The organism is Sciscionella sediminilitoris, assembly GCF_000737195.2.
GTDB lineage: Bacteria > Actinomycetota > Actinomycetes > Mycobacteriales > Pseudonocardiaceae > Sciscionella > Sciscionella sediminilitoris.
The window spans coordinates 38,552-63,713 of record NZ_JALM01000079.1; the positions used below are offsets into that span (position 1 = coordinate 38,552).

At 69.3% G+C, this 25,162-nt stretch carries 24 protein-coding genes; 10 read left to right on the forward strand and 14 right to left on the reverse strand.

Going from position 1 to position 25,162, the window contains the following annotated elements; all coding sequences use genetic code 11:
• The 11 genes from AD72_RS27100 to AD72_RS27150 form a co-directional block, all read right to left on the reverse strand.
• Positions 1-948 carry an ABC transporter permease gene (locus AD72_RS27100; protein WP_031469435.1) on the reverse strand — a complete coding sequence of 316 codons (948 nt, stop codon included), beginning with the start codon at positions 946-948 and terminating at the stop codon, positions 1-3.
• Positions 945-2,447, reverse strand: a complete 1,503-nt coding sequence (locus AD72_RS27105) for an ABC transporter substrate-binding protein (RefSeq protein ID WP_031469436.1) — start codon at positions 2,445-2,447, stop codon at positions 945-947. Before AD72_RS27105 ends, AD72_RS27100 begins: the two co-directional genes overlap by 4 nt.
• Positions 2,444-5,593, reverse strand: coding sequence for a serine hydrolase (locus AD72_RS27110; RefSeq protein WP_031469437.1), 3,150 nt, complete (start codon positions 5,591-5,593; stop codon positions 2,444-2,446). The genes AD72_RS27105 and AD72_RS27110 overlap by 4 nt, the downstream gene beginning before the upstream one ends.
• A gap of 25 nt (positions 5,594-5,618) precedes the next feature.
• Entirely contained in the window at positions 5,619-7,082 is a 1,464-nt protein-coding gene (locus AD72_RS27115; RefSeq protein WP_031469438.1) for an amidohydrolase family protein, read from the reverse strand.
• Entirely contained in the window at positions 7,079-7,960 is an 882-nt protein-coding gene (locus tag AD72_RS27120; protein ID WP_031469439.1) for a serine hydrolase, read from the reverse strand. The genes AD72_RS27115 and AD72_RS27120 overlap by 4 nt, the downstream gene beginning before the upstream one ends.
• The gene (locus AD72_RS27125) at positions 7,960-9,216 is read right to left on the reverse strand and encodes an MFS transporter (RefSeq protein ID WP_031469440.1); all 1,257 of its coding nucleotides are present in this window, start codon (positions 9,214-9,216) and stop codon (positions 7,960-7,962) included. Before AD72_RS27125 ends, AD72_RS27120 begins: the two co-directional genes overlap by 1 nt.
• A 42-nt stretch (positions 9,217-9,258) precedes the next feature.
• Positions 9,259-10,494 (reverse strand): NAD(P)/FAD-dependent oxidoreductase, encoded by a 1,236-nt coding sequence (locus AD72_RS27130; RefSeq protein ID WP_031469441.1) that lies wholly within the window; start codon positions 10,492-10,494, stop codon positions 9,259-9,261.
• 114 nt (positions 10,495-10,608) lie between these two features.
• Positions 10,609-12,234, reverse strand: coding sequence for a PucR family transcriptional regulator (locus tag AD72_RS27135; protein ID WP_031469442.1), 1,626 nt, complete (start codon positions 12,232-12,234; stop codon positions 10,609-10,611).
• Positions 12,235-12,269: 35 nt separating this feature from the next.
• Entirely contained in the window at positions 12,270-13,040 is a 771-nt protein-coding gene (locus AD72_RS27140; protein ID WP_031469443.1) for an ESX secretion-associated protein EspG, read from the reverse strand.
• A 7-nt stretch (positions 13,041-13,047) separates the two neighbouring features.
• Positions 13,048-13,944, reverse strand: coding sequence for a hypothetical protein (locus AD72_RS27145; protein ID WP_031469444.1), 897 nt, complete (start codon positions 13,942-13,944; stop codon positions 13,048-13,050).
• A complete protein-coding gene (locus tag AD72_RS27150) occupies positions 13,941-14,267 on the reverse strand; it encodes a hypothetical protein (protein ID WP_031469445.1) in 327 nt (108 codons plus the stop codon). Before AD72_RS27150 ends, AD72_RS27145 begins: the two co-directional genes overlap by 4 nt.
• A gap of 220 nt (positions 14,268-14,487) precedes the next feature.
• Here AD72_RS27150 and AD72_RS27155 point away from each other — a divergent pair, with 220 nt between their 5' ends.
• Positions 14,488-15,153 carry an LmbU family transcriptional regulator gene (locus tag AD72_RS27155; protein ID WP_231644976.1) on the forward strand — a complete coding sequence of 222 codons (666 nt, stop codon included), beginning with the start codon at positions 14,488-14,490 and terminating at the stop codon, positions 15,151-15,153.
• 63 nt (positions 15,154-15,216) lie between these two features.
• Here the strand turns inward: AD72_RS27155 and AD72_RS27160 are convergent, their stop codons facing one another.
• The gene (locus tag AD72_RS27160) at positions 15,217-16,653 is read right to left on the reverse strand and encodes an MFS transporter (RefSeq protein WP_082469186.1); all 1,437 of its coding nucleotides are present in this window, start codon (positions 16,651-16,653) and stop codon (positions 15,217-15,219) included.
• A 162-nt stretch (positions 16,654-16,815) separates the two neighbouring features.
• On the opposite strand from AD72_RS27160, the gene AD72_RS27165 reads away from it, so the two are divergent.
• The 9 genes from AD72_RS27165 to AD72_RS27205 all read left to right on the forward strand — a co-directional run bounded on the left by AD72_RS27165 (position 16,816) and on the right by AD72_RS27205 (position 24,434).
• Positions 16,816-17,163 (forward strand): winged helix-turn-helix transcriptional regulator, encoded by a 348-nt coding sequence (locus AD72_RS27165; RefSeq protein ID WP_231644977.1) that lies wholly within the window; start codon positions 16,816-16,818, stop codon positions 17,161-17,163.
• A 166-nt stretch (positions 17,164-17,329) separates the two neighbouring features.
• Complete coding sequence (locus AD72_RS27170; protein ID WP_037347490.1) at positions 17,330-18,289, forward strand: cucumopine synthase-related protein; 960 nt, start codon at positions 17,330-17,332, stop codon at positions 18,287-18,289.
• The gene (locus AD72_RS27175; protein WP_051899068.1) at positions 18,282-19,427 is read left to right on the forward strand and encodes an NAD(P)/FAD-dependent oxidoreductase; all 1,146 of its coding nucleotides are present in this window, start codon (positions 18,282-18,284) and stop codon (positions 19,425-19,427) included. Before AD72_RS27170 ends, AD72_RS27175 begins: the two co-directional genes overlap by 8 nt.
• Positions 19,402-20,427, forward strand: coding sequence for a methyltransferase domain-containing protein (locus AD72_RS27180; protein WP_031469451.1), 1,026 nt, complete (start codon positions 19,402-19,404; stop codon positions 20,425-20,427). Before AD72_RS27175 ends, AD72_RS27180 begins: the two co-directional genes overlap by 26 nt.
• Positions 20,424-20,792, forward strand: a complete 369-nt coding sequence (locus tag AD72_RS27185; protein ID WP_031469452.1) for a cupin domain-containing protein — start codon at positions 20,424-20,426, stop codon at positions 20,790-20,792. Before AD72_RS27180 ends, AD72_RS27185 begins: the two co-directional genes overlap by 4 nt.
• Positions 20,789-21,838, forward strand: a complete 1,050-nt coding sequence (locus tag AD72_RS27190) for a pyridoxal phosphate-dependent aminotransferase (protein WP_031469453.1) — start codon at positions 20,789-20,791, stop codon at positions 21,836-21,838. Before AD72_RS27185 ends, AD72_RS27190 begins: the two co-directional genes overlap by 4 nt.
• A complete protein-coding gene (locus AD72_RS27195) occupies positions 21,826-22,293 on the forward strand; it encodes a VOC family protein (protein ID WP_031469454.1) in 468 nt (155 codons plus the stop codon). Before AD72_RS27190 ends, AD72_RS27195 begins: the two co-directional genes overlap by 13 nt.
• A complete protein-coding gene (locus AD72_RS27200) occupies positions 22,290-23,321 on the forward strand; it encodes an alpha/beta hydrolase (protein WP_051899069.1) in 1,032 nt (343 codons plus the stop codon). The genes AD72_RS27195 and AD72_RS27200 overlap by 4 nt, the downstream gene beginning before the upstream one ends.
• A gap of 9 nt (positions 23,322-23,330) precedes the next feature.
• Positions 23,331-24,434 carry an NAD(P)/FAD-dependent oxidoreductase gene (locus AD72_RS27205; RefSeq protein ID WP_031469456.1) on the forward strand — a complete coding sequence of 368 codons (1,104 nt, stop codon included), beginning with the start codon at positions 23,331-23,333 and terminating at the stop codon, positions 24,432-24,434.
• Here AD72_RS27205 and AD72_RS27210 read toward each other — a convergent pair.
• Together AD72_RS27210 and AD72_RS37270 are read right to left on the reverse strand one after the other, a co-directional pair.
• The gene (locus AD72_RS27210) at positions 24,431-24,946 is read right to left on the reverse strand and encodes a hypothetical protein (RefSeq protein ID WP_156365391.1); all 516 of its coding nucleotides are present in this window, start codon (positions 24,944-24,946) and stop codon (positions 24,431-24,433) included. The genes AD72_RS27205 and AD72_RS27210 overlap by 4 nt on opposite strands.
• A 9-nt stretch (positions 24,947-24,955) precedes the next feature.
• Positions 24,956-25,162, reverse strand: a 207-nt coding sequence (locus AD72_RS37270; protein WP_197285088.1) for an HNH endonuclease signature motif containing protein, incomplete at its 5' end; no start/stop codon positions are given.

Genomic DNA, 25,162 nt, shown 5'->3' on the forward strand with positions numbered 1-25,162 from the left:
TCAGCGCTCCCTGATCGTGGAACGCGGATCGGCCGCCGCGATGGCGATGTCCACGACGAGGTGGATCAGCAGCGCGGCGCCGCCGAACACGATGGCCAGGGCCTGCACCACCGGATAATCCTTGTTCAGCACCGACTGCACCAGCTGCATGCCGACCCCCGGGATCGCGAAGATGTTCTCCACCAGCACCGTTCCGGCCAGCAGCGAGCCGAGGATCAGCCCGCTCATGGTCAGCGTGGAGGTGAGCAGATTGGGCAGGGCGTGCCGCAGATACAACAGCCGGTCCGGCAGCCGTTTCGCGCGCGCGGTGCGCAGATACGGGGTGTCGAGCACCCGCCTGGTCTCCACCCGCACGATCCGGGACAGCAGCGCACCCGGTGCCGCGGCGAGCGCGAGCACCGGAAGCACGAAGGCAACCGGGCTGGCCAGGCCCGCTGGCGGGAACCAGCCGAGCGTCACCGCGAACACGAAGACCAGTCCCACGGCGAGCAGGAAATCCGGAACCACCGAGAAAAACCCGGTCACCGTGACGAATCCCGCCTCGGTGCCGCGCGCCCGGCCGTTGCGGGTGCGCACCCCGACGAACATGCCGAGCGGCACCGCGAGCACTACCGCGAGCAGGAAGGCATAGCAGGCCAGCTGCGCAGTCGCGGGCAGCTGTTCACCGAGCAACCGGCGCACCGGAAGGCCGGAGATCAGCGAACTGCCCAGCCGTCCGGTGCACAGTCGCTGCAGATAGTCCAGGAACTGTTGCGGCAGCGGCAGATCGAGGCCCAGCTCGTGCCGTTTCGCCGCGACGAGCGCCGTCGGCGCCTTGAGACCCATCGCCACCCGGACCGGATCCCCGGGGATGGCGTGCACCATGGCGAAGGTGGCCACGGCGAGCACGAACATCGAGACGAGGAACCGGAACAGCCTGCGTGCCGCGAAACCGAGCCAGTGGTTCATGGCGTGTCCCGGTGGAACGCGCTCGGCACGAACTCCCCGTTGCCGTCCAGTTCGAATCGCGCCCCGGCCCCGAACCACGGGGTGTCCGCGTCCGCGAACGGCACCACATCGGCGTTGCGGAACAGCGCCGTCTCGGCGGCGTTCCACTCGGCACAGCCCGCGGTCCCGGTGCGCTCGCTGGCCGCCCGCATCCCCGCGCCGTAGCCGGGATTCTCGATGTGCGCGAAATTCGAGCCGTTCGGCGGGGCCGGACCGGAGAGAAAGGCGCGGATGGTCGACGGGTTGGTGACGTTCACGTTCTCGAAGATCGTGTCCCAGTCCCCGGTACCCATCATGGTGGCGAGCAACTGTTCGTTGGTGCGCTGTTCGAGCCGGACGGAAACCCCGAGCGCGCGCCACTGCTGCGCGAGGTATTCCGCGGCTGCGGCGGCCAGCGGCGGGAACTTCAGCGAGAACGACAGCGGCGCGCCGTTGTTCACCCGAACCCCGTCCGGCCCGCTCCGCCAGCCCGCCGCGTCCAGTAGGGCACGCGCCCGCGCGGGGTCGTAGCCGGGCAGCGCGGCGGCGTTGTTTCCGGGGCACAACTTCGGTTCCGGCATCAGTCCGGTGGATCGCCGCCCTTCGCCCATGGTGATCGCCTTGGCCGCGTTGTCGAACCGGACCCCCATGGCCAGTGCCCGGCGCACCCGCACATCGGCGAAGGTCTTCTTGGCCTGGTTGAAGTAGAGCTCGCCGACGGTCTCCGGAATATCGCGCCGGAACAGCTTCGCCGCGGCGAGCCGGTCCCGGTCCGGTCCGCGGATCCCGGCGATATTGGCCTGCCTGCCGAGCAACAGGTTCGCCATGGTGGTCTCGTCGTTGACGAACTTGACCACGATGGTGCGCGGCAGCCCTTCCGGCGCTCCGGACCGTTTCGTGTAGCTGAGGTGATCCCCGGGTGCGACCTCGCTGAGCACATAGGGGCCGGAGCCCGCGCTGCGCCGGTTCAGCGCGGCGCGGTCGTGCATTCCCTTACGGCACACCAAACCCAGGATCGCGACGTTCTGCATGAAGAACGGCTCCGGTTTGGCGAGCCGGACTTCCACCTCCTTGCCGTGCGCGCTGGCCTCGGCCCCCGCGGGAACGGCGACATCGATCAGCTCGGACTTGTTCGCCGGATCCGCGACATAGTTCAGGTTCGCCGCGACGGTCGCCGCGTCGAGGGGTTCGCCGTCCGCACAGCGCACCCCGTCCCGGATGCGCAACCGGGCGCTGGTCGGGCTCACCGTCCAGTGGCTGGCCACCCCCGGCGCGAGGGTGTGATCGCGGTTCGTGGTGGCCAGCATCTGGTAAGCGAGCGGGACCAGCGCCATATTGCTCGAGGAGGAGGAAGCCTGCGGGTCGAACTTCGCCGATCCCGCGGGCATGGCGATGGTGATCGTGTCCCCGCCGGATCGTGCCCCGACCGCGCACCCGGCGAGCAGCGGCAGCAGCGCGAGCGCCACCGCGGCGCGTTTCACGGTCGGACCTTGGGTGTGGCGCGCAACCCGAAGTGCACGTAGGCGCTGCCATCCGCGAGCCGGAAGAACCGCACCCGCTGCCATTCTCTGGTGCGCGGTTCCCGGATCAGGTAGGCGTCCTGTTCATCGGGCACCAGGGTGAACTCGCGCGGTGGCTCGGGCTCCCCGAGCGAACCGACCTCGGAGGTGCTGAGCGTGGCGTGCAGTCCGCCCTCCCGCCGGGAAACCTCGAAGCGCAGCGCGGCCCGTTCGTAGACACCGAGATGCCAGTCCGCCGGTTCTGCGGTGTCATATTCCGATGGGCGCAGCGGTTCCGGTGGGGCGATACCCGCGAACTTCCCGAAGATCTCGGTGAACAGTTCGTGCGCGAGCGGATTCGCCTCGCCGCCGTTGGTCAGCAGGGTGACCGCGATGTCCGCCTCCGGCAGCACGCGCAGGAACGCGGACTGGCCGAGCGTGTTGCCGTCGTGCCCGATCAGCCGGGCACCGTCCCAGAGGTTGCGCCACCAGCCGAGTCCCCACGCATCCGCGCGGCTCGTGTCCGGGAGCGCGACCTGTTCGGTGCGCATCAGCTCGGCGGTTTCCGGGCGCAGCAGCTGTCCGCGGGCGAACCGCAGCACATCCTCGGCGGTGGCACAGATCGCGCCCGCGGGGGCGACCGCGCGCGGCAGATGCCACTGCGGGGCCGGTGCCAGCTTGCCGTCCTTGCCCTTGACGTGGCCGATCGCGGAGTCGAACCGCAGCACCTGTTCGGGCAACAGCACGGTGTGTTCCAGGCCGAGCGGTTCGAGCAGTAGTTCGCCGAACAGCTCGTCCCACACCTTGCCGGTGCACACCTCGGCGATCCGGGCCACCAGGCTGAATCCCGCGTTGCAGTAGGAGAACGTCTCACCGATCGGGTGGATCCGGGCCGCCTCGGCGAGTTTGGCGGTGTACCGCTCGAGGCAGTCGTCCCCGCGGCCGGTGTCGTGGAACAGATCGCCGTCGATGCCGCTGGTGTGGGTGAGCAGGTGCCGGATGGTGACCCCTTCGGCGATGCCCGGCACATAGCGCTCGATCGGGTCGTCCAGCCCGAGTTCGCCGCGCTCCACAAGGCGCATGATCACCGTCGCGGTGTACACCTTGGTGATGGAACCGATCTGGAACAGGCTGCCGGTGCGCGCCGGGGCCCCGGTTCCGGTGTGCAGCAGCCCGGCGGCCGCGGTACTGATCTCGTCCCCGATCGCGATGCCCAGCGAGGCACCCACGACGCCGTGCGCCTCCACCAGCGCGGCGAGCCTGCGCTGCCAGTAGTCCGGATCGGCGCCGCCGCGCACCCGGGTTCCGGTGTGCCTGGTGACCCAGTTGAGAATGCGCCGGTTGTAGTCGATCCGGTGCGCGGGACGACCGTCCAGAATGAACAGATGGCTCGCCTCCGGATAGCTGACCAGCTCGGTACGCACCCCGCGACGGCGCAGCCCGGAGTACCACAGCTCGGCCTGCGCGTGCAGGCACCGCTGATCGGCAAGCCCGTGCAGCACCAGCGTCGGACTGCTGACCCGGTCGATGTGCCGGATCGGTGACTGCGCCGCGGAATCGCCGATTTCCTGTTCGTAGAACCAGTCCCCGATATCGGAGGTGTCCCGCAGCAGTTCGAGATCGCACACCACGCCACCGGCGACCACCGCGGCGAACCGCTCGGTCCGGGTGGACAGCCAGCACGCCATGAACCCGCCGTAGCTGTAGCCGCAGAGCGCGAGCCGCCGCGGATCGGCGATGCCCTCTTCCACCAGCTGGTCCACCGGGTCCAGGAAATCCCGCTCATCGGCGGTTCCCCAGGCCCCGATCCCGGCGCGCAGGAGCTCTTCGCCGTAGCCGTCGCTGCCGCGCGGATTGAGCAGCAGCACCGACCAGCCGCGCGCGGCGAGCACCTGGTGGTACAGGTGCGCCGGATCCAGCGCCGGATGCCAGGCGTTGTGCGGGCCACCGTGCACATCGAGCAGCAACGGCCCCGGTTCCCGCAGTTCCGGATCGCGTACCAGCCAGCCGTGGACCTGGACACCGTCGTGCACGGTGAAGGTGCGCTCGACCGGGACGATCGGGGTGCGCCCCTCGGGGGTGTGTCCGGTCAGCAAGCGCAGCTGCCCGGTCTCCGGATCGACCACGCCGATTTCCCCGCTGTGCCGCGGATCGGCGACCACGACCGCGATCCGGCCACCGGCAACCGCGAGCCCGGAGACCACATGATCCCCGCCGAGCAGTGGTTCACCGTCCCGGTAGAGATGGGTGCACCCGCGGTCCCGGACGCAGTAGAGCACCTTGTCGCCGAGCACGGCGGGCGTGGCACCGGGATAACCGGCAGCGCCCGGCATCACCGCACGGTCCAGCTCCGCGGTGAGTACCGAAGTGTTGCCCGCGCTGTCGACCCGGGTGAGCACTGCATTGCGCACCCCGGTTTCCGGTTCGCCGACCAGCAGCAGATCCGTGCCGTGCCAGGCGAGCGCGGACACCGAGACCGGCCCGGGCACCAGCCGATGCGGGGCGGCGGGGTCCCGTGGATCGAGCACATGGGCTCGCGCGGTCGGGGTGTCCTCGGCGAAACCGCGCAGGTAGGCCAGTTCGCTGCCGTCCGGGGACCACGCGGGGGCGTGCGCCTCGAACTCGCCGCCGGTGAGCATGGTGGTCTCGGCGCTGTCCAGATCCAGCAGGAAAAGCTGGCTGTACACCCCGCGGAACCGGGCACCGCCGTCGATCTTGTGCACCGCCGCGGAGGTGACGATGGGCGAATGCGCGGTGCCACCACGGAAATCGAACGCGGCGGTGAACGCCAGCTTGCGGGCGTCCGGATGCCACACCGCGGGACCGGCACCGAGCGGGCGATCGGTGAGCTGCTCCGGGGCGCCGCCGTGCACGGGCATCGTCCAGAGTTGCTTCTCCCGCAGGAAAACCAGCGTTTCCCCGTCCGGGCTGATCGCCGGATCGGTGCCCTCCCCGATCCGGCGGGGCGGTGTGCCATCGGTGCCGGCCGACCACAGCTCGTGCACGTTCTCATCGGCCTCGGTGTCCGCGGTACGTAGCACGTACACCACGGTGGAGCCGTCCGGGCTCAGCGTGAGATCGATCGGTTGCCCGATTCCTGCGATATCCGTGATGTCGAAGGTGGACATCCCCTGTCCCTTCCCTAGTTCCGGTTCACTGACCGCGCAACGGCCGTCCGGGGAACGCGTCCGCGCGCAGTTCACCGTCGCGCACCACGAAGGTGCCGTCCACCAGCAGATGCCGCACGCCCTGCGCGGTCCGCGTCGGATCGGCGAAGGTGGCCCGGTCGGTGAGGTTCTCCGGGTCGAGCACCACGATGTCGGCATCCGCGCCGATCCCGAGATGCCCCTTCCCGCTCGCCGTGGCGCACACCCGGTCCAGCACCCGCGCGGGCAGATAGGAGCACCGGCGGAACGCCTCCAGCCAGGTCCACGCGCGTTGTTCGCGCACCATCAGGCGCAGGGATTTGCTGAACGTGCCCGCGGTGCGCGGATGGGTGCGCCCACCGGCGGGCAGCGGCCACTCGGTGCTCTCCCTGCTGCCGTCGGGCCAGCTGACGAACATCGCGTCGCTGGCCACGATGCTGTCCTCGAAGGCGAGGGCGTGGCGCAGCAGCGCACGATCGGCCTCGGCGCGCTCGTCCAGATAGTGCACGATGCACGGCGCGCCCGGATCGTTCGCGCGCACCTCGTTCAGCCGTGCCGCATCGGCGATCCGCTCCCCGGTGTCCACCAGCACCAGGTCCGAGGGGCTCATGCCCCAGGCGGGAAGCCGGTCCGGGGAGAGGAAGAACGCGCCGATCGCCGTGGATCCCGCACCATAGGGATACGCCTCGACGGTGACCGGGGAACCCGCGGATCGTGATTCATCCAAAGTGGACAGAACGCGGTCGATGTGCCTGCGCGAGGTGCTGTTCACGTGGCAGTGGTGCATGGCCGCCCCGGTTTCCGCCGCGGCCATGGCGATCTCGCTCGAACCGTCCACCGGAGTGGTCGGGTCGGCCTCCACCAGTTCCCGGACGTGGGTGAAGGTCGGCACCCCGGCGCTCGCGGCAAGCCGGGCCACATCGAGGAATTCCGCCGGATCGGTGCGCGGCGCGTAGCCGAGCAGGATGCCGACCCCGAGCCCGCCCGCGGCGAGTTCGGTCTCCAGCCTGCCCAGCCAGGTCGCCCGCTCGCTCGGGGTGGAGGATCGCTGCCATTCCGGTGCGCCGAGCACGCCGAGGATGTCGTCCGGATCCGCGCCGGTGTGCGCCGCGAACCGGGCACCGGCCCAGGATGCGGCGTACCCGTAGTGCAGCGGGCGCCCGTCCCGCGCGGCGCTGGCGTACGCGGTCTCCACCCGCGCCGCACCCGCCTCCAGTTCCAGGGTCGCGCACACCCCGTCCATGGCCTGCAGTCGCTGTCCGGCGATGGAGTCCACATGGCTGTGCAGATCGATGAACCCCGGCCCGACCACCAGCCCGGTCACATCGAGCACCGGAACATCCTCGGGCGCCCGGAGATCCGTGCCGATCTCGGCCACCCGGCCATCGCGGACCAGCAGATCGGCCGTGCGTGCGGTCCCCGTTCCCGGATCGCACACCTGACCGCCGCGCAGCAATACGTTCTCGTTCATGCTCGACTCCTCAATTCCTCGATCGCCCGTGCGGCGGCGAACCCGATGAACGCGTCCCGTTCCGGCGCCTGGGAGCGGGCATCGACCGCCTCGGTGAACACCGCGACCGCGAACCGGCTCCCTTCGGCGTATTCCACGACCCCGACCTCATTGCGGATCGTGGGCAGGGTCCCGGTTTTCCCGCTGATCCGGACCTCGTCGGTGTGGAAACCGGAGCGCAGCCGGTGCGGCCACACCTGCAGGCCGAGCCAGCGGCGCACATCCGCGCAGGCGCCGGGGCCCGCTGCTTCGTCCCGCCAGATCATGCCCAGCAGCGCGGTCATCTCCGCTGCCGTGCTGCGACAGGTCTGCGCCGGATCCAGGGCGCGCAGGCTCCGCAGTTGTTCCGGCGTCAACTCGGTCAGGGCGCGCTCATCGTCGGTATAGTCGTAGCCGAGGTCCTCGCCGATGGTGCCGAGCAGTTCGGCGCAGTCCTGCTCGAGCACGGTGCCCGCGAGGCCGAGCCGGTCCAGCAGCGCGCGCACGGCTGGTTTGCCGATCTTCGCGAACACCAGATCGGTGGCGACGTTGTCGCTGATCCCGATCATCAGGGTGGCCAGCGCGTCCAGGGACAGCGTCACCGGATGCCGGAAGGTGGCCAATCCGTACGGGGACGGCACTTTCGGCCCGGCGGGCACGGTGATCTGCTCGGCGAGGTCGCAGTGTCCCCGCTCGGCCTGATCGGCGAGTTCCACGGCCAGCGGCACCTTGAACACCGAGGCGGTCACCACGGGTTCGTCCGCGCCGATCCCGAAACTCGCGGTCCCGTCGATCGCGCGGGCGTGCATCCGCACCCGGACCCCGACCTGTTCGGCGCGGGCGATGATCTCGTCCTCCATCAGACTCCCTTCACCGCGAAACTGAAATCCTCGGCACGCTGCGGGATCCGCACCGCGAGCCCGGCCGCGATCAGCCCGGCCACCACGAGCAGGCCGAACGCTGCCGCATAGGAGAATCCGTCCACCAGCATGCCGAGCAGCAGCGGCGCGGCGGCACCCGCGACCTGGCCACCGAAGTTGATCACGCCCATCCCCGAACCGGTCAGCGCGGTGGGGAACACCCGCATCGGCAGGCCGAACAGCGCCATCGAACCGAGCCCGTCCACGGCCAGTGCGAGCGCCTCGAACAGGATGAACTGGCCCGCGGTGCTCGCCAGTGCCATGGGAGCCAGCAGGATCGCCGAGGTGAGCGTGGTGGCGAACAGATACCAGCGCGGGCGGGTGCTGAAGTAGCGGTCGAACAGCCAGCCGCCCAGGATCGTGGTGGCGAACCCGATCAGCGCCGGGATCGCGGCCAGTACCCCGGTCTCCCCGATGGAGACGTGCTTGGCCTCCTGCAGATAACTCGGCACCCAGGTGATCAGCCCGTAGACCACGAAGTTCTTGGCACAGAACAGTCCGGCGAACAACCACACCTGCGGGGAGCGCAGCACCGCCCGCCGCGCTGCCGGGGTGGGTTTCGGTGGCTGCGCGGACAGTTCGCACATCCGCGCGGGCAGCCGGCGCGGAATCAGCAGCCACAGCAGGATGCCGAGCACCGCACCCGCCGCGGCGAGCCAGCCGAAGGTGCCGCGCCAGCCGAAGGCGATCAGCAGCGGAGCGGCGATCAACGGGGTGAGCCCGCTGCCGATCCCGCTCGCGGACATGACCAGCCCCATGACCGTGCCGCGATTGTCCGGGGTGGTGCGCTCGGCCACCGTCTTGAAGCTCGCCGCGGGAAAGAATCCCTGCGAGGCACCGAATGTGGCACGCAGGACGAGCAGGAGGGCGAAGGTCCCGGCGAGCGCGGTGAACATGGTGAACGCCGACCACAGCAACAGCGTGGCCAGCAACAGGATCCGGGCGCCGAACCGGTCGGCGACCACCCCGGCCGGGATCTGGCAGAGCATGTACACCACGGCGAACACGGTGACCAGAAGCCCTTGTGCCGTCTTGGAAAGCCCGAACTCGGTGCCGATCGAGGGCAGTGCCATGCTGATCGCGAACCGGTCCACGTAGTCGATCGTGTAGGCGAGCAGCAGCACGACACCGGTCAGCAGGCCGATCCGGCGCACCCGCGCCGGGCTCGGCTCGGTCTCGATACGCTCTCGTAGCATCGCGATCTCCATTGATCTCGAGCCGTACTCAGCGAGCCGGGCTCAGCGGGTCGGGCGCAGCCAATCGAGTTCGGGGCCGGTTGCGCCGGTGGCCATGTGCTCGGCGAGCAGCTTTCCGGTGAGCGGGCCGAGGGTGACTCCCCACATTCCGTGCCCGCCCGCGATGTAGACACCCTCGGTTGCCGAAGGCCCGACCAGCGGGATCCCGTCCGCGCTCAACGGCCGCGCACCCACCCACTGGTCCCGGATGTCCGACCAGTCGGCACCGGCGAGCAGCGGGCGCAGCGACCGGACGGTGGCGGTGATCCGCGCCGGGTCCAGCGGGGCATCCGGGCGCTGGAACTCCATCACGCCCGCGACCCGCACCCGGTCCCCACGTGGCGCGAGCGCCGCCCTGGCCGTGGGGAAATACAACGGGGAGCGCAGCGGCTCGCGCAGGGGAATAGTGAAGCTGTACCCCCGCCCGCCGAACTGCGGCATCCGCACCCCGTGCGCGGCGGCCAGCTCCGGCAGCCAGGCACCGCTGGCGAGCACCACCGCGTCCGCCTCGCGAGCACCGTCCGCGCACCGCGCCCGGATCCGCCCGCCGGAGCGCCGGACGGCCGAGACCGGGACCTGTTCGGTGATCGTGCCACCCCGGGCCCGCACACTCGCGGCGAGCGCGCCCGCGTACGCGACCGGATCGAGGTAGCGCTGCCCGCGCACCCGCATCGCGAGCCCGATCCGCCCGGAGAGATTGGGTTCGGCATTGCGGGCCTGTTCCCCGGTGAGCAGTTCCAGATCGACCTGCTGCCCGCTGGCGACCACCCCGTCGAGTTCGTGCTGCAGTCCGGTCGCCTCGGCGGCCCCGGCGAAGGCGGCGAGCACATCGGCGGTGTGCACCTCGCCGCGCACCCCGTCGGCGAGCTGCGCGTCGAAGGACTCGAAGATCCGCTCGTTGAGCACCCGGTATCCGGCCATCGCCCTGCTCCAGTGCGCGCTGGTGCAGTTTCTGCTCAACCGCAGCAGAAACCGCGCCAGTTCCGGATCGGCGCGCGGCGGCAACCGGACCGGGGAATGCCGGTCGAGCACGGCGCGGATCCCGTAGCGCAGGATCGAAGGCTCGGGGAGCGGAACGGTGAAGGCCGGGGCGAGATACCCCGCGTTACCCCAGGATGCCCCGGACCCGGCAGCGGCCTTGTCCAGCACCTCCACCTCGATGCCGTACTCCTGCAGCGACCAGGCGCAGGACAGCCCGACCATGCCCGCACCGACGACGATGACCTTGCGTGCACCCATGCACCAGCTCCGTTCGCTGTTGGTGCCTGTCAACTTAGGGCGACAAGCGGGCACGGGGCTTCGGTGCGCGCGGCCAAAATCGGTACCGGGCTTTCGTGCGATCCGACGTAGCGCCTACTCGGTGAACACCCGCAGTGCCAGCATGGCCGCGAACCGGTCCTCCGGATCGGCCAGATCGATGCCGCCGATCTCGGTGAGCCTGCGCAGCCGGTAACGGAAGGTGTTCGGGTGCACGTGCAGGGCCGCGGCGGCCGCGCCGACATCCCCGAACGCGTCCAGCCAGGCCGCGAGGGTGGGCACCAGGCTCGCCCCGTGCCGTTCGTCGTACTCGCGCAGCCTGGCCAGGGCCCCACTCGGCCGGTCCCCCTGGCCGATGGCGAGTCCGCGCAGCTCGGAGACCAGGATCCACCCGTGCACCTCGGCGAACCGGGCCACCCGCGGACCGTCCTCGTGCGCGCGCAGGGCCCGCACCGTCCGGCTCGCCCGGTGCCGCGCGGTGGCCAGTTCGGCGCTGGTGCGCGCGCAGGAACCGATCCCGATCACCGCGTCGGTACGGTCCCCGAGCCTGCCGAGGAAGTCACCGGCCACCCGCAGGGCCCGCTCCCCGGCATCGCTGTCCTCCCCGTCCACCGGGAGCAGCCCGTAGGCGTGGTTCTCCAGCAGCGCGACCGCACTGCGCGGGTGCATCGCGGCCAGGTGCATCGCGAACCCGTCGGCGATCCGCTGGCGTTCGGTTTCCCTGCTTGCCTCCTCGTTCAGCGAGCCGCTCGGATCCTGCGGCCCGCGCATCGCCAGCGCCAGCACGATCACCGGGCTTCCGGCGAGCCCGAGCCGGTCCAGCGCGGCGTGCGCGTCCGGGCCGCCCTCGAGCGCGGTGCTCAGCAGGTCCGCGCGCAGCCTGCGGCCCACATCCGCCCCGGCCCGCACGCGCAGCAGGTGCAGTGCCACCACCTTCGCGGCATCGGTGAGCGCCGCCTCGCGTTCGGCGGAAAGCGGTCCGTGCACCGCGGCCCAGATCGAGCCGAGCTGTTCGGCACCCGCGCGCACCGCGATGGCCACCCGGGGCATCGTGATCGATTCCGCGCCCAGCCCGGTGGAATCCACGTAGACCGGCCGCCTGCTGCGATAGAGCTCGTCGAACACCCCGGACTCGGTGAGCAGCTGCGAATAGCGCTGCGGGACCTGCCTGCCGAGCACCGTCTCCACCCGGGACTGGTCCGCTTCCTCCTGGTGACCGGAGAAGGCGAGCACCCGGGATCCCCGGTCCTCGATGGTGACCGGGGCATCCAGCTGCGCCGCGATCGCGTTCGCCAGGGAGAACAGGTCCCCGGCCGGGAAACCGCCCAGTGTCTCGGTGTCCTCGACGCGGATACCGTCCTCGGTGAGCACCGAGCGCAACAGCGCGGCGAGCTGCATCCAGGAGGCGCCCCGCGCGACCGCGAGCAGTACCACCCCCGCATCCGCCGCGGCGGTGCGCAACCGCTGACCCGCGGGCACCGGGGACCGGATCAGCAGCGCCCCCGCCCGGCCACGCAGCCGGTCGAGCAGGGCCGCGATCTCCCCGGGTTCGCGCAGCCCGACCCCGAGCACCACGGCGGCCGGGGGCAGCGCCGGTTCCTCGACCGCATCGTGGATCACCACGCCGCCGACCTCGCCGACCCGGTCCGGATCGCCGTGCACCACCTCGAGCAGGGTGCCGCCCAGGTCGTCGAGGATCCGCGTCAGACTCGCCCGGGCCATCGGAACAGCCTAGAGCACGCCTGCCCCACTGACTTCTAGCTCAGCTCCGCGCGCATCCGGTCGAGTTGTTCGGTGAGCGCGTCCTCGGTGGCCGGTCCGCAGATCACGTGGGTGTCGCCGAGCTGGTCGGTCTCGAACAGGTTGTACCAGGCACCACGGCGACCGGCGACGTAACCGAGCGAGTACGGGCTGCGCTGCGGACGGCCCGCGCGGTCCCGGACCTGGACGTAGGCCTCGGCGCTCGCGGTGCTGATCCCCGCCCGGATCAGCGCGAACACGGTGGCCCGATCGTCGTCGGTTTCCGAGTAGTCGTTGCTGACCAGCACGCTGTCCTCGGCGCGGGGCGGCTCGACGAACTCGGTCAGGGAAAGCCGGATGGGCGCGAACCGGGCCGCGGTCGCGGCGGGCCACTCCGCGAGAAAGCCCTTGGCGAGCGCGTCCGGCGAGATCTGGTCGAGGCACAGGCCGCCATTGCAGCGCACCGCGCACACCGCTTCCTGGCCACGCTGCGCGGCAAGGATCTCCCAGCGGTCCTGGGTGTCCCGGAACCAGCCGTAGTAGGCGACATCGGGATGACACAGCACCCCCATGCTGACCGCGAAATCCCGGTCCAGGTGCTCCCGATCCTCGAGCAGTCCCCGCTCACCGAAGGCCCGCAGCGCGGCGGCGAGCTGTTCTTCTTCGGCCTCCTGCGAGCGCCACAGAAGTTCACCGGCCAGCACCGAATGCGGTTCACCGACCTGGAAATGGCGCGCCAGGCTGATGAAGTGCTCGGCATGGCAGACGACCCTGCCACCAGGAAGCATCGCTGGCTCAGCCTTCGTCGTTCGTGTCGTGGCGTGGTTCGGTGTCCTGCCCGATCACCGGCGGTGCCGTCGGCGGGATGTCCCCGACGACCTCGTTGCCGTGCCCGCGAGTGACCAGGAAATCGGGAGTCGTCTTCTCCCTGTCCGCTTTCCTGCCTCGTCCCGCGGACCGGTCACCGGTATCCCTGCCGCGCCGGCCACCGGGCACATAGCCGGGCGCGATTCCACCATACGGGCTAGTCGCCGAGCCGGACCCGGCAGCACCACCCGCACCGGTTCCGGGGTCCGCACCGGCCTGCGAGGTGTACGCGGAGGTATCCGTGCGCCCGCTCGCGGAGCCCTGCGCCGCCTGCACCCGCATCGGATGCTCGCTCCCCGCGGTGTCCTCGCCGTGGGCGGGATGCGTTCGCGGCAGGTTGTCGATGTGCTGCCCGGTCGCCGCAGCCAGGCTCCGGTACTGGTGCACGTTGTGCGCCTCGGCTCCCTGCTTCGCCTGCATCGCGGCACCGTAGTCGGCGGGCCCCGAATGGCCGGGCAGCAGCGCGTCGAGTTTCGTCAGGCCGCTCGGCTGTGCGGGAATCGCGGGAACCGGCACCAGCTTCCCGCTGACCTCATCGGTCACCTCCGCCTGTGCGCGGGTCATCTTCCGGGCCTTGTCCAGGCTTTCCGCCATCCTGGAGAACATCGCCGACGCCGGGCCCGCACCGCGCTGCGCGGCACCCGCACTCGGGCCCGTCCAGCTGCCCTCCAGCTTGCCCGCGGCGTTCTCGATCCGGTCCGACAGCTCGGTGAACCGTTGCATCAGCCGGGAAACCTGGTCGGTGGACTGGTGCAGGCCCTCGGTGCCGACCTTCTGCTCCACGAGCCTCCGGTAGATCTCCGCCCCGGTATAGCCCGCCGTCACGTTCGATTCCTTCGCAGGTCCTGTGCGTTGCGATCCTCGGCCCCGCGGTAGTCGGCGAGCGCCTTCTTCATGCTCTGCACCAGGCCGTCGAGGTAGGCGGTGGCCCCCTTCGCCTCCTTCGCGGCGTCGTCCAGTGATGCCCGATACGCGGCGAGGTACGTTTCGCTCTGCACCTCGGGGGCCGGAGCGGTGGCGACAGCGGATGCCTCGCGGATCTCGTTCTCGAACTTCCTCGAGTCCTCGGCGATGTCCTCGAACTCGCGGATCAGTGCGGGCAGCGTCTCGGGGTCGAATTCATAGCCCGCATCCTGCGGTGTGGTCATCCCTGCGCGCTCCCGTCTACCTGGTATCCGATCGCTCGCACATGGTAGCGAGGCGGCGCCTTCGCGTATACGTTCCGGTAGCCGCCGGAGCTGGTGACTTCCGTCCCACCATCCCCTCGGGCGGTGATCACATGAATACGACCGGTGGCACGAACCGCGCCGCCATCTGGGGGTAGACAAAACTTCCGGATCTGCCAAAATTATCGCCAAGAAATCGGATATGGCGAAGCTGGGGAGAATGGAAAGCGAAAGAAACACCAGAACGAAAACGGCGACAGGAACCCGGCTTCCCGAGCAGCGAAGCAAGCGCACGAGGCTTTTGTCAAATGACAACGTGCTGACCAAACGGGTATCGCTGCAAATCCGCGAAGGAATACCGATCAGGGATTGGCGGGACCTCGGCCAGCACATACACATACTCACGGATTCCTCGTCCTGGTGGCTCGGCGACTGGCTGCTCTACGGGCAGCACCAGTACCCGCGCCGATACCAGGAGGCCGTCGAGCAGACCTCGCTCGACTACCAGACACTCCGCAACTACGCGTGGGTCGCGCGACGGTTCCCGCCGTCGAGACGGCATGCCAAACTCAGTTTCCAGCACCACGCCGAGGTCGCACCGCTCTCGGATGCCGAGCAGGACAATTGGCTCACCATCGCGGAGAAACGGAACTGGTCCCGCAATGAGCTGAGAAGAAGAATCCGGGAGCAGCGGGAAGCCTTTTCCGAGCCGCGGGAAGTGACGAACGGCCATTCCGTCGTCCAGTTGACGATGAACATCGCCGACGAGAAGAAACAACGCTGGCAGCAGGCCGCGGACAAGGCCGAACAGGACCTGCTTTCCTGGATATTATCCGTTCTGGACAACGCGGCCGGACCGGAAAACTGACGGCGGCCGTCCGCACAGCCGGATACGGGGCCGGTCCCGAGAGACCGGCCCCGCGCCGCCCCCTCAGCCGGTGGCGCCGGAACGCTTGAAGTTCAGCGCCACCAGGACCATCACCACGATGCCCGCCGCCGCGACGAACACCGCGGTACGCACCCCGTCGGCGGTCGCGGCGGGCAGTTCCGCCGCGCTCACCCCCGCGGTCCGCGCGTTGGCGATCGCGACCAGGACAGCGAGCCCGACCGCGGTGCCGACCTGCTGGCCGGTGGACGCGATCCCGGAGGCGATGCCCTGCTCCGCGGCGTCCACCCCGGAGGCCGCCGCGGCGAACATCGAGGTGAACGTGACCCCGCCGCCGATACCGAACAGCACGAGCCCGGGGATCAGGGCCGCATAGGAGGAGGTCGCGGACATGCCGAGGCCGAGGACCGCGGCACCGACGGCGAGCACCGCGAGGCTGCAGGTGATCGTGAGCCGCACCCCGAGCCGGGTCAGCAGCCGCCCGCCGAGCGTGTTGCCGCACAACACGATGGCCATCGGCAGCAGATAGGCCACCCCGGCCTCCAGCGCGGAATAGCCGTGCGCGCCCTGGAAGTAGATGGTGAGCAGATAGAGCAGCGAACCGAAGGTGGATGTGAACAGGAAGGTGATGGTGACCCCGGTGCTCAGATTGCGATTCCGCAGCAGCCGCAACGGAAGCAATGGATCGGCGCTGCGTTTCTCGATGAGCACGAAGGACGCCAGCAACAGCACCGCGATGACCGCGCTGATCACCACTCCGGGCGAGCCCCAGCCCAGTTCCGGTCCCTGTACCAGGGCGAACACCAGCAGGGTCGCGCCGACGGTCGCGGTCAGCGCACCCGGCAGGTCGAACCGCCGGCCGTGCTCCCGCGGGGCGTCCCTGGCGATGAGCGCGAAGCCGAACCCGATGGCGATCACGGCGAGTGGCACGTTGACGAAGAACACCGCCTGCCAGGCGAAGGCCTCGGTCAGCAGTCCGCCGAGCAGCGAGCCGAGCACCAGCCCGCCCGCTCCGGAGCCGGACCACACCGCGAGTGCCCGGTTTCGCTCCTTCCCCTCCGCGAACATGGTGTTGACCAGGGAGAGCGTCGCCGGGAACAGCAGCGCGCCGCCGAGCCCCTGCACGGCCCGCGCCGCGACCAGTAGCAGCGAGGAGGTGGCCAGCCCACCGGCCAGCGAGGCCACCGCGTACAGCACGAGACCGGCGATGAACATCCGGCGGCGGCCGAGCAGATCCGCGGCCCGGCCGCCGAGCAGCAGGAACCCGCCGAAGATCACCGCGTACGCGCTGACCACCCATTGCTGGGTCTGGGCGGTGAACCCGAGTCCGTGCCCGATCTCGGGCAGCGCGACGAACACGATGTTGTAGTCGATCGAGATGATCAACTGCGCGAAGGCCAGCAGCGCGAGGGTCAGCGCGAGCCGGCGGCGGTGCCGCCGTTCACCACTGCCCGCGACCGTGGCGGCGGTCGATGAGGTCACGTTCTCTCCTTCGTCCTGGAAGTCCCCGCTGTCCAGGCGAATCCGCCGGACTCGAGATTGAGCTATACTTTGTATAGTTGCTTATGGGATATTAGTAGCCAGGCCGGGCGCTCCTGTCAAGCAGTGCCAGCGGCGATCCCGGACGGGAGGTACGGTCACAGCGTGCGAGGAAACAGCGAGGACCAGCTGCCCGACCTGCGGGAGGGCTTCTGCACGAGCTATCACCGTGGCGTCGAGCTGATCGGCCGCCGCTGGAACGGCGTGATCCTGCGGGAGTTGCTGCTCGGTGCCCGGCGGTTCAGCGAGATCCGCCGCGGGATTCCCGCACTCACCGACCGGATGCTCGCCAGCCGGTTGCGCGAACTGGAGGCCGAGGGAATCGTGACCCGTGTCGTGTACGACGAGACACCGGTGCGGGTGGAGTACGAACTCACCGAGATGGGCCGCGATCTCGAGCAGGCGGTCGCCGCGCTGAACCGGTGGGCGAGCCGCTGGCTTCCCGAGGACTGAGCACGCGCCCGATCGACCGCCTGTCGTCACGGAATTACCCGCAGCAGAGCGGAATCTGACAAACAATCCACGCCCTGACAAATGCGCCGCCAGTTTCGAACGGTGCCGCCGTCGTGCTTCTAGATTCGATCCCGATGAGCCGAAGCATCGACAGTGAGGGGCGTAGATGCGCCAGATCGAGATCGCCTGGGAGCCAATCGGCGCCAAGGTGCGAATAACCCTTGATGAGCAGAACAACGCGGATCTCGTCGAGCCGTTGTGGGCCGCGTTGCCGTACCAGACCCTGCAGGCGCACGCGCTGGTCGCCGGGGACTGTATCTACCATGTGCCGCCGGCGCACGAACTCCTGCACGCGGTGCCCGATCACCGCGTGGACCGCAAGATTCAGCCCATGGGAACGGTTTTCTGTTCCGCCGTACAGCATCTGACGATCAAATACGGCGAGCTGACCGAACCGATGCCCACCGCCCCGATCGGTGCCGTCGTGCCCGAGGATGTCGATCAGCTGCCCAAGATCGGCCAGCTGGTCTGGGATGCGGTGTACGGCAACGGCGCGCCGATTTTCGCGCAGGTGCGCCGGATCGATGGGCCGAGCGGGCACGGGGTGCGGCGGATGGTCGCGCAGCACGAACAGGCGCGTGCGCTGATCGAGCGGATCGCAGCCGAGACCGAGCGGGTGCTGATCGATCCGACCGATGAGCTGATCGATGTGCACGAGGGCAGGTTCAGCACCGGAGCGGGCAGCAAGAACTCGGTACTCACCACCCTGGTGTGCGTGAACGGGGAAACCCGGCCGCTGGGCTACATGAACTACACCAGCCTGGTCCGCGCGGGGCGGTTGACCGAGATTCCGCTCTCCGCGCTGCTGGAGATGGCCCGGATCCTGTTGGTCAAGCCGACCGAATTCCTCGGCTACTGCGGGCTGAACACACTGTGGGACATCACCAAGGAAGTGGTCGACGTCCTCGACCGGATCACCGAACGCGAGGATTTCCTCGCGCTGATGGGCCAGATGGCCACCTACGTCAACGCACTCGGCGCCTGGAACCTGCAGTTGTTCCCGTGGGCCATCGAAGGCGAGGAATGGACCTACCGTCCGAACGTGAACAGGAGTGCGCATGTCTGAGAACAGCAAGGCCGAGCTGCTGATCATCGGCGGTGGCGTGATCGGCCTTTCCATCGCCTATCACTGCGCCGAAGCCGGTGTGGACGTGGTGTTGCTGGAGAAGGGCGAGTTCGGTACCGCGACCACCTCGCAGACCGCCCGCGCGTTCCGCACCTATTTCCCGAGAAAGCCGTACGACACCGAGCTCGCGGTGCGCAGCTTCGCCGATTTCCGTTCGTTCGCCGGGAAAATGGGCTTCGATCCGGGCCTGGAGAAACTCGGCCTGCTCACCGTGCTGACCGGCGAGAAACAGGCCGAGGAACTGATCGCCGACCTGCCCGCGCATCGCGAAGCCGGTGGGGAACTGGAGGTGCTCACCGCAGCGCAGGCGTGCGAGCTCAACCCGTGGCTGGACCCGGACACCATCGAGGCGGCGATCTGGAGCCCGCAGACCTACCGGGTGAAACCGGAAGTGCTGGTGCGGGGCTACGCCGAGGCGGCGGACAAGCTCGGGGCGCGGGCGCTCAGCGGTGTCACCGTGACCGAGCTGGACGCGAGCACCGGCCGGGTCGGCACCACCTCCGGCGAGTTCACCGCCGAGGCCATCGTGATCGCGGCCGGTCCGTGGAGCGGGGACGTCGCCGGGCTGGCCGGGCTGGACCTGCCGGTATGGGGCCAGTTCGCGGAGCTGTTGCACACCGACCCGCTGATCGCCGAGGGCAGGGTGGAGACCCCGTTCACCTTCCACCCGGTTTCCGGGCTGAAGACGATGGGCTTGGGGAAATCCTTCCTCGTCGGGCTGGAACGCATCTCCAAACAGCACGGTATGCGGGACATCTGGTTCCAGGCAGCCGTCGACGAGTTGCCGAAATGGTATCCACAGCTGGAGAATCCCACCCTGCACAGCGCCTGGACCGGGACACTCGACGTCACCCCGACGCGCTCGGCGCTGCTCGGCCGCGGCGAGGGCGAGCACGAGCGGCTGTTGTTCGCCGCCGGGTTCACCGGACACGGCATCGCGCAGGCGCCCGCGGCCGGTCAGCTGGTCCGCGATGTGTACCTCGGCCGCGAACCGGCCGTGGACCTCACCCCGTACTCCCTGGAAACGGTGCGGGCCAAGGCGGCCGAGAACGATGGGCAGACCTTTGTCCTCCGCTGAGCTGGTCGCCGAGGCACCGGTACACCCCGATCTCGCGTTCAACGGATACGTGTGCGCGCACGTGGTGCACGCGCTCGAGCAGCTCGGAGTGTTCCGGAAACTGGCCGAGGACCGGGTTCTGGAGATTCCCGTGTTCTGCGCGCGCAACGAACTCGATGAGAGCGTCGTCCGCTCGCTTGTCGATGCCGCGGAATCCTTCGGGTACTTGGAAAGCGAGGGCGACCGGGTCCGCACGACCGGCACGGGTGAGCAGGCGCATCGGCTGCTGGGCTTTTTCACCTGGGGCGTCGGCGGATATCACGATGTGTTCGCCCATGCCGCCGCGATCGCCAGTGGAGCGCGCCGGTTCGGTGTCGACCTGCATCGCGATGAGGGCATGGTGGCGCTCGGCTCGGCGCAGGCGGATACCGCGCTGATGCGCCATATCCTGGACTCCGAGATCGCCGGGATCGAGTTCGGCACGCTGGTCGATCTCGGCGCCGGGGTCAGCGAACGGGTGTGCCGCCTCGTCGACGCCCGGCCGGGAAGTCGTGGCATCGGCATCGATATCAGCAAGTCCGCCACCGATCTCGCCCTGGAGACCGTGCAGCGTTACGGGCTGGGCGGCACGGTCGAGCCGGTGTGCGCGGATGTGCTGGACATGCTGTTCAACGGGCACCGGGTGCCCGGCGCCGAAACGGCCGATGTGGTGCTGAGCTTCATGTTCCTGCACGATCTGCTCGCCGCGCCGGAGCATCGGCACGAGGTGATCCCGCGGATGCGGGAGACCTTCCCTTCGGCGCACACCTTCCTGTTCGGGGACACCACGATCCGGCCGCGCACTGGGGAATCCCTGCCGATCTTCTCCAGCGGTTTCGAACTGGCGCACGCGCTGATGGGCGTGCCGATCCACACCAGGAGGGAGTACGAGGAGATCTTCACCCGCGGCGGCATGCGTATTCGCCGCACCGTCCCGTTCGGCGCCCCGCACACCTATCTGTTCGTGCTGGAACCGGTATGACCGCGGAAATCGTGTCCGGACTGCCGATTCCGCTCGCGGTCGGCGGGCATCACCAGCCGGCTCCGTTCTATCTCACCGCGGAGATGTTCGGCGGGCTGCCGGTGCAGATCGCGGGTGGCGAGCTCAGCGCGCTGGTGGACAGGCCGGTCGCCGAACCGCACACCCACGAGGTGGACGAGATCTATCTGCTCATCTCGCCGGTTCCGGGTCAGGCACGCATCGAGGTGGAACTGGACGGGGAACTGTTCGAGCTGATCTCGCCCGCGGTGATGCGCATTCCGGCGGGCAGCGTGCACCGGTTCGTCACGAAGGAGGCCGCGGTGGGCAGTTACTGCTTCGGTGTCCTGCTCGGGGCGCACCGGTGAGCGCGCCCGCGCGGTACAACACCAGCGTGCCGAACGCGGACGCACTGGTGCGGCTGCATCTGAGCGAGAGCCCGTTCGGCGCGAGCCCGGCCGCGGTGCACGCCGCGAGCACGGAACTGACCCGGGTGCACCGCTATCCGGCACCGGAGCGGGAAACCCTGGCCGAGGCGCTGGCTGCGCACTGGAACGTGGCCGAGGACCAGGTCGTGGTGGCCAACGGCAGCGATGAGCTGGTGCTGGCCACCGCGCTCACCCTCGGCGCGCGAACCCGGCCGGGGCTGGTCACCGCGGGCACCTTTCCCGGCTACGCTTCCGCGCTCGAGCGGATCGGGCGGGGCGCGGTCGCGGTGCCGCTGGAGGGCAGCGCGGTGGATGTGGGCGCGCTCGCCGAACGGCTCGGGGAGCACGGCATCTGTTATGTGTGCCATCCGCACAATCCGTCCGGGACCGCCTTGGGGCGGCACGATTTCGCCCGCCTGGTGGCGCACGCGCGGGCAAGTGATACCCCGCTGGTGGTCGATGAGGCCTATCACGAGTTCGCTGCGCCGGATCTGCCGAAGGTGCGGGATTTTCTGGACTCGGATGCTCCGGTGCTCGCGCTGCGCACCTTCTCCAAGGCCTACGGGCTGGCCGCGCTGCGCATCGGTTACGCGATCGGCCGCGCGGACCTGATCGGCGAGGTGCGCCGCACACTGCGGGTGCTTCCGTTCAGTGTCAACCGGGTCGGGCAGGCGGCAGCGCTCGCGGCACTCGCCGATCAGGAATTCCTCGGCACGGTGCGGAAAGCGAATGAGCGAAGGCGTGCGTGGTTCGGCGCCGAGCTGGACCGGCGCGGGTACCCGTACCTGGGTTCGGTGACGAATTTCCTCGCGATCCGCGTCCCGGATTCCGCTCTGCTGCAGCGGGTGCTGGCCAGGGAGCACGGAATCCTGGTCCGGGACACCGGAATCTTCGGTTTCCCCGGGCATCTGCGGGTGTCGCTGGGCGCCGAGCACGAATTGGATGCGTTTTTCGAGGCATTGGAGGCAAGCCTGTGGTTGACGTGATTCCGGAGGGCTACGCGCCGTTGACCGCGTACCTGTCCGTGGCCGGGGCGAGCGAGGCGATCGCCTTCTACACCGAGGCGTTCGGTGCGACGGAACTACACCGGTCCACCATGCCGAACGGGAAGATCGCGCACGCGCAGGTCCGGATCGGCTCCGCGATCGTGATGCTCTCCGACGAGAACCCGGATCTCGGCCTGCTCGACCCGGTCACGCTCGGCGGAACCCCGGTGACGCTGTACCTGTTCGTGGCGGACGCACATGCGGCGTTCGACCGCGCGATCCGGGCCGGTGCCCGGGAATCGCGGCCGGTGCAGGATCACTTCTTCGGTGACCGGCACGGTCAGGTCATCGATCCGTTCGGGCATCGCTGGACGCTGGCCCAGCGCATCGAGGATGTGCCGCTGGCCGAATACCAGCAGCGCGCCGAGGAGTACATGCGGAAGGTGAACCAGTGAACGGCCGCAGGATCGGTGCGGTTCTCGGTGCGCTGGCGCTGCTCCTTCCGGTGGCGCCGTACGCTTTCGCGGACGATGCCGCGGATCGGCAGGTGTGCACGACCGCGAGCACCCAGGTCTCGCTCGGCACCGGGACCGCCTCGATGTGGGGGCAGTTGTGCCGCCCGGCGAACTCCCGGCCGGGGACCGTGCTGCTCGCGGTGCACGGCCAGACCTACAACCACACCTACTGGGATTTCCCGTACCAGGACTATTCGTTCCGCAAGATGATGAACCGGGCCGGGTACGCGACTTTGCTCATCGACCGGATCGGCATGGGCGCGAGCACGGTGCCGCCGAGTGCGCAGCTGAACCTCGCAGTGGAGGCGCGGCAGGTGCACGAGGTGGTGCAGCGGCTGCGCACGGGCCGGATCGGCGGGGTCCCGTTCGCCCACGTGATCCTCGCCGGGCATTCGATGGGGTCCGCGGTCGCGAATCTGGAAGCGGCCACCTATCGGGATGTGGACGCGCTGCTCACGACTTCGCTGGCGCATCACGTCGATCCCGCGGGCATCATGGCGATCGCGCAGGCCGCGCATTCGCCGAACGAGGATCCGGTGCTCGCCGGGCGGCACGACTACGACGAGGGGTACGCCACCACCCGGCCGGGCACCCGGAAATCGGTCTACTACGCGAATCTGCCGATCGATCCGGCCGTGCTCGCCATCGACGAGTACACCAAGGACGCGAACGTGGTCAGCGAGAGCAGGGATCCGGCGGTCTATGATCCGGCGATCTCCCGGAAGATCACCGCACCGGTGCTGTTCGTGCTCGGCGGCCGGGATCCGTTGTTCTGCGCGCCCGGCTACGAGGACTGTGCCTCGGCGGACACCGTGCGCGCGCAGGAGGCACCGGACTGGACCTCCGCGGCCGGTTTCGAGGTGTTCGTGCTCCCGGAGACGGGGCATTCGCCGAATCTCGCCCCGAACACCCGCGCCTACCAGACCGCGGCCCGGTCCTGGGCCGATCGGGTCGTCGGCGCCCATTGAGGAGTCCCCATGGCCGAACGCAAGCACGAGACCGAAATGCTGATCCTCGGCGACGGGGTGACCGGCTTGTCCATCGCGTACCACTGCGCGGCGGCCGGGATCGATGTCGTTCTGCTGCAGCCGGACGACATCGAGACCGCGGCGGCGCGCACCGCGGGTACCGTGCGCGGATATTTTCCGGGGAAACCGCACGATTCCCGGCTCGCGATCCGTGGTCTGGCCGAGCTCCGGCCGTTCGGCTCGCGGGCGGATTCCGGTTTCCTCACCGTGCTGGCCGGGCGGCGGCACATCGCCGAGCTGATCGGGGAGCTACCCGCGCAGCGGGCCGCGGGCGTCGAGATGGAACTGCTCACGCCCGAGGAAACCCTGGAGCGCAATCCCCTGCTGGCCGGGGACGGGATCGCGGGCGGAATCTGGTGCGCGCAGACCTGTCAGGTCGATGCCGCCGCGGTCGTGCGCGGCTACGCCAAGGCGGCCGCCGAGCACGGTGCGCGCGTGTGCACCGGGGTCACGGTGACCGGGGTGGACAGCAGCGCCCACCGGGTCACGTGTACGACGGGCACGATCACCGCGGACACCATCGTGATCGCCGCGGGCCCGCGTAGCGGTGATCTCGCCGCGCTGGCCGGTGTGCCCATCCCGGTATGGGCCCAGTTCGCCGAGCTGATGCTCACCGATCCGCTCGGTGCCGGGGATGTGGGCACGCCGTTCACCTTCCATCCGGTCGCCGGGCTGAAAACGCTGGGGGTGGGCCGCTCCCTGCTGGTCGGGCTCGAACGGATCTCCCAGCGGGAGGACCTGCGGCTCGTGTGGTTCCGCGAGGCCGAAGCCGAACTGGCGCGCCGGTACCGGTTGGGCAAGGCCGCGCTGCACAGCACATGGACCGGCACCTTCGACGTCACCCCGGCGAGCTCCCCGATCATCGACCGCGGCCGCGAGGAGCACGCCCACCTGTTGTTCGCCGCGGGATACGGCGGCCAGACCCTCGTGCAGGCACCGGAGTCCGGCCGGTTGATCCGCGATCTCTTTCTCGGCAGGTCCCCGGACATCGACCTCGCCCCGTTTTCGTTGTCGCAGCATCAATCCACACCCGCGACCGTGGGCTGGGGTTAGGACGCGGCCTCGAGAACGGCGTCCGCGACTTCGGCTATCGGGCGAGTCGCATCCACGATCACCGCGCCGAGCCGCTCATATCTCGAGCGCATCCGGGGGTTCCACCACAGTGCCGCGGCGAGCTCTTCCGGGTGCCGACCGAAGGCGTTGCTCGTACGCGTCATGAGCCGGTGCCGGAGCGTGTCGTCATCGATCACCAGACACACCGTTCGGGCGAACAGATCGAGCACGTCCGCTTCGTTCTCGACCGAGCCGCAGAGGAAGGTGGTGCGTGAAGGGGACTCGTTCGCGAGCTCTGCCACCTTCTCGCGGACGATGAACCACCCGAAGCGATCGAGCCAGCCGGCCGGAACCGGGTGCGGAGGGTCGTGCACGATTTCACCGGTCTCCCGGTCGATCCACCGGCTGAATCCCTCGTCGGCATCGAGCGCCACATAGCCACGGTCGTGCAGTAGCTCGCAGACCGTCGACTTGCCTGCTCCGGAAATGCCGGTAATCCACACCAACGGCACCTCATCAGCCTACGCCGCCGGGCACACGGTGCTCGACCAGATTCCGCGATAGTCGGGTGGGGTGAATGCGGGTTTGCCGTGGTGGATGTGGACTTGCCATTCGGTGTGGTGGATCAGGGTGTGGTGGTAGGCGCAGAGCAGCACCATGTTGTCCTCGACGGTGAGCCCGCCGTTGGCGTGATGCTGAATGTGGTGTGCTTGGGTGAGGCTTGGTGG

Excerpts from the sequence above, each read along its gene's own strand:
- AD72_RS27100 (WP_031469435.1), bottom strand. The coding sequence starts at position 948 with ATGAACCACTGGCTCGGTTTCGCGGCACGCAGGCTGTTCCGGTTCCTC.
- AD72_RS27110 (WP_031469437.1), bottom strand. The coding sequence starts at position 5,593 with ATGTCCACCTTCGACATCACGGATATCGCAGGAATCGGGCAACCGATC.
- AD72_RS27115 (WP_031469438.1), bottom strand. The coding sequence starts at position 7,082 with ATGAACGAGAACGTATTGCTGCGCGGCGGTCAGGTGTGCGATCCGGGA.
- AD72_RS27120 (WP_031469439.1), bottom strand. The coding sequence starts at position 7,960 with ATGGAGGACGAGATCATCGCCCGCGCCGAACAGGTCGGGGTCCGGGTG.
- AD72_RS27125 (WP_031469440.1), bottom strand. The coding sequence starts at position 9,216 with ATGCTACGAGAGCGTATCGAGACCGAGCCGAGCCCGGCGCGGGTGCGC.
- AD72_RS27130 (WP_031469441.1), bottom strand. The coding sequence starts at position 10,494 with ATGGGTGCACGCAAGGTCATCGTCGTCGGTGCGGGCATGGTCGGGCTG.
- AD72_RS27135 (WP_031469442.1), bottom strand. The coding sequence starts at position 12,234 with ATGGCCCGGGCGAGTCTGACGCGGATCCTCGACGACCTGGGCGGCACC.
- AD72_RS27140 (WP_031469443.1), bottom strand. The coding sequence starts at position 13,040 with ATGCTTCCTGGTGGCAGGGTCGTCTGCCATGCCGAGCACTTCATCAGC.
- AD72_RS27150 (WP_031469445.1), bottom strand. The coding sequence starts at position 14,267 with ATGACCACACCGCAGGATGCGGGCTATGAATTCGACCCCGAGACGCTG.
- AD72_RS27155 (WP_231644976.1), top strand. The coding sequence starts at position 14,488 with ATGGCGAAGCTGGGGAGAATGGAAAGCGAAAGAAACACCAGAACGAAA.
- AD72_RS27170 (WP_037347490.1), top strand. The coding sequence starts at position 17,330 with ATGCGCCAGATCGAGATCGCCTGGGAGCCAATCGGCGCCAAGGTGCGA.
- AD72_RS27175 (WP_051899068.1), top strand. The coding sequence starts at position 18,282 with ATGTCTGAGAACAGCAAGGCCGAGCTGCTGATCATCGGCGGTGGCGTG.
- AD72_RS27180 (WP_031469451.1), top strand. The coding sequence starts at position 19,402 with ATGGGCAGACCTTTGTCCTCCGCTGAGCTGGTCGCCGAGGCACCGGTA.
- AD72_RS27185 (WP_031469452.1), top strand. The coding sequence starts at position 20,424 with ATGACCGCGGAAATCGTGTCCGGACTGCCGATTCCGCTCGCGGTCGGC.
- AD72_RS27205 (WP_031469456.1), top strand. The coding sequence starts at position 23,331 with ATGGCCGAACGCAAGCACGAGACCGAAATGCTGATCCTCGGCGACGGG.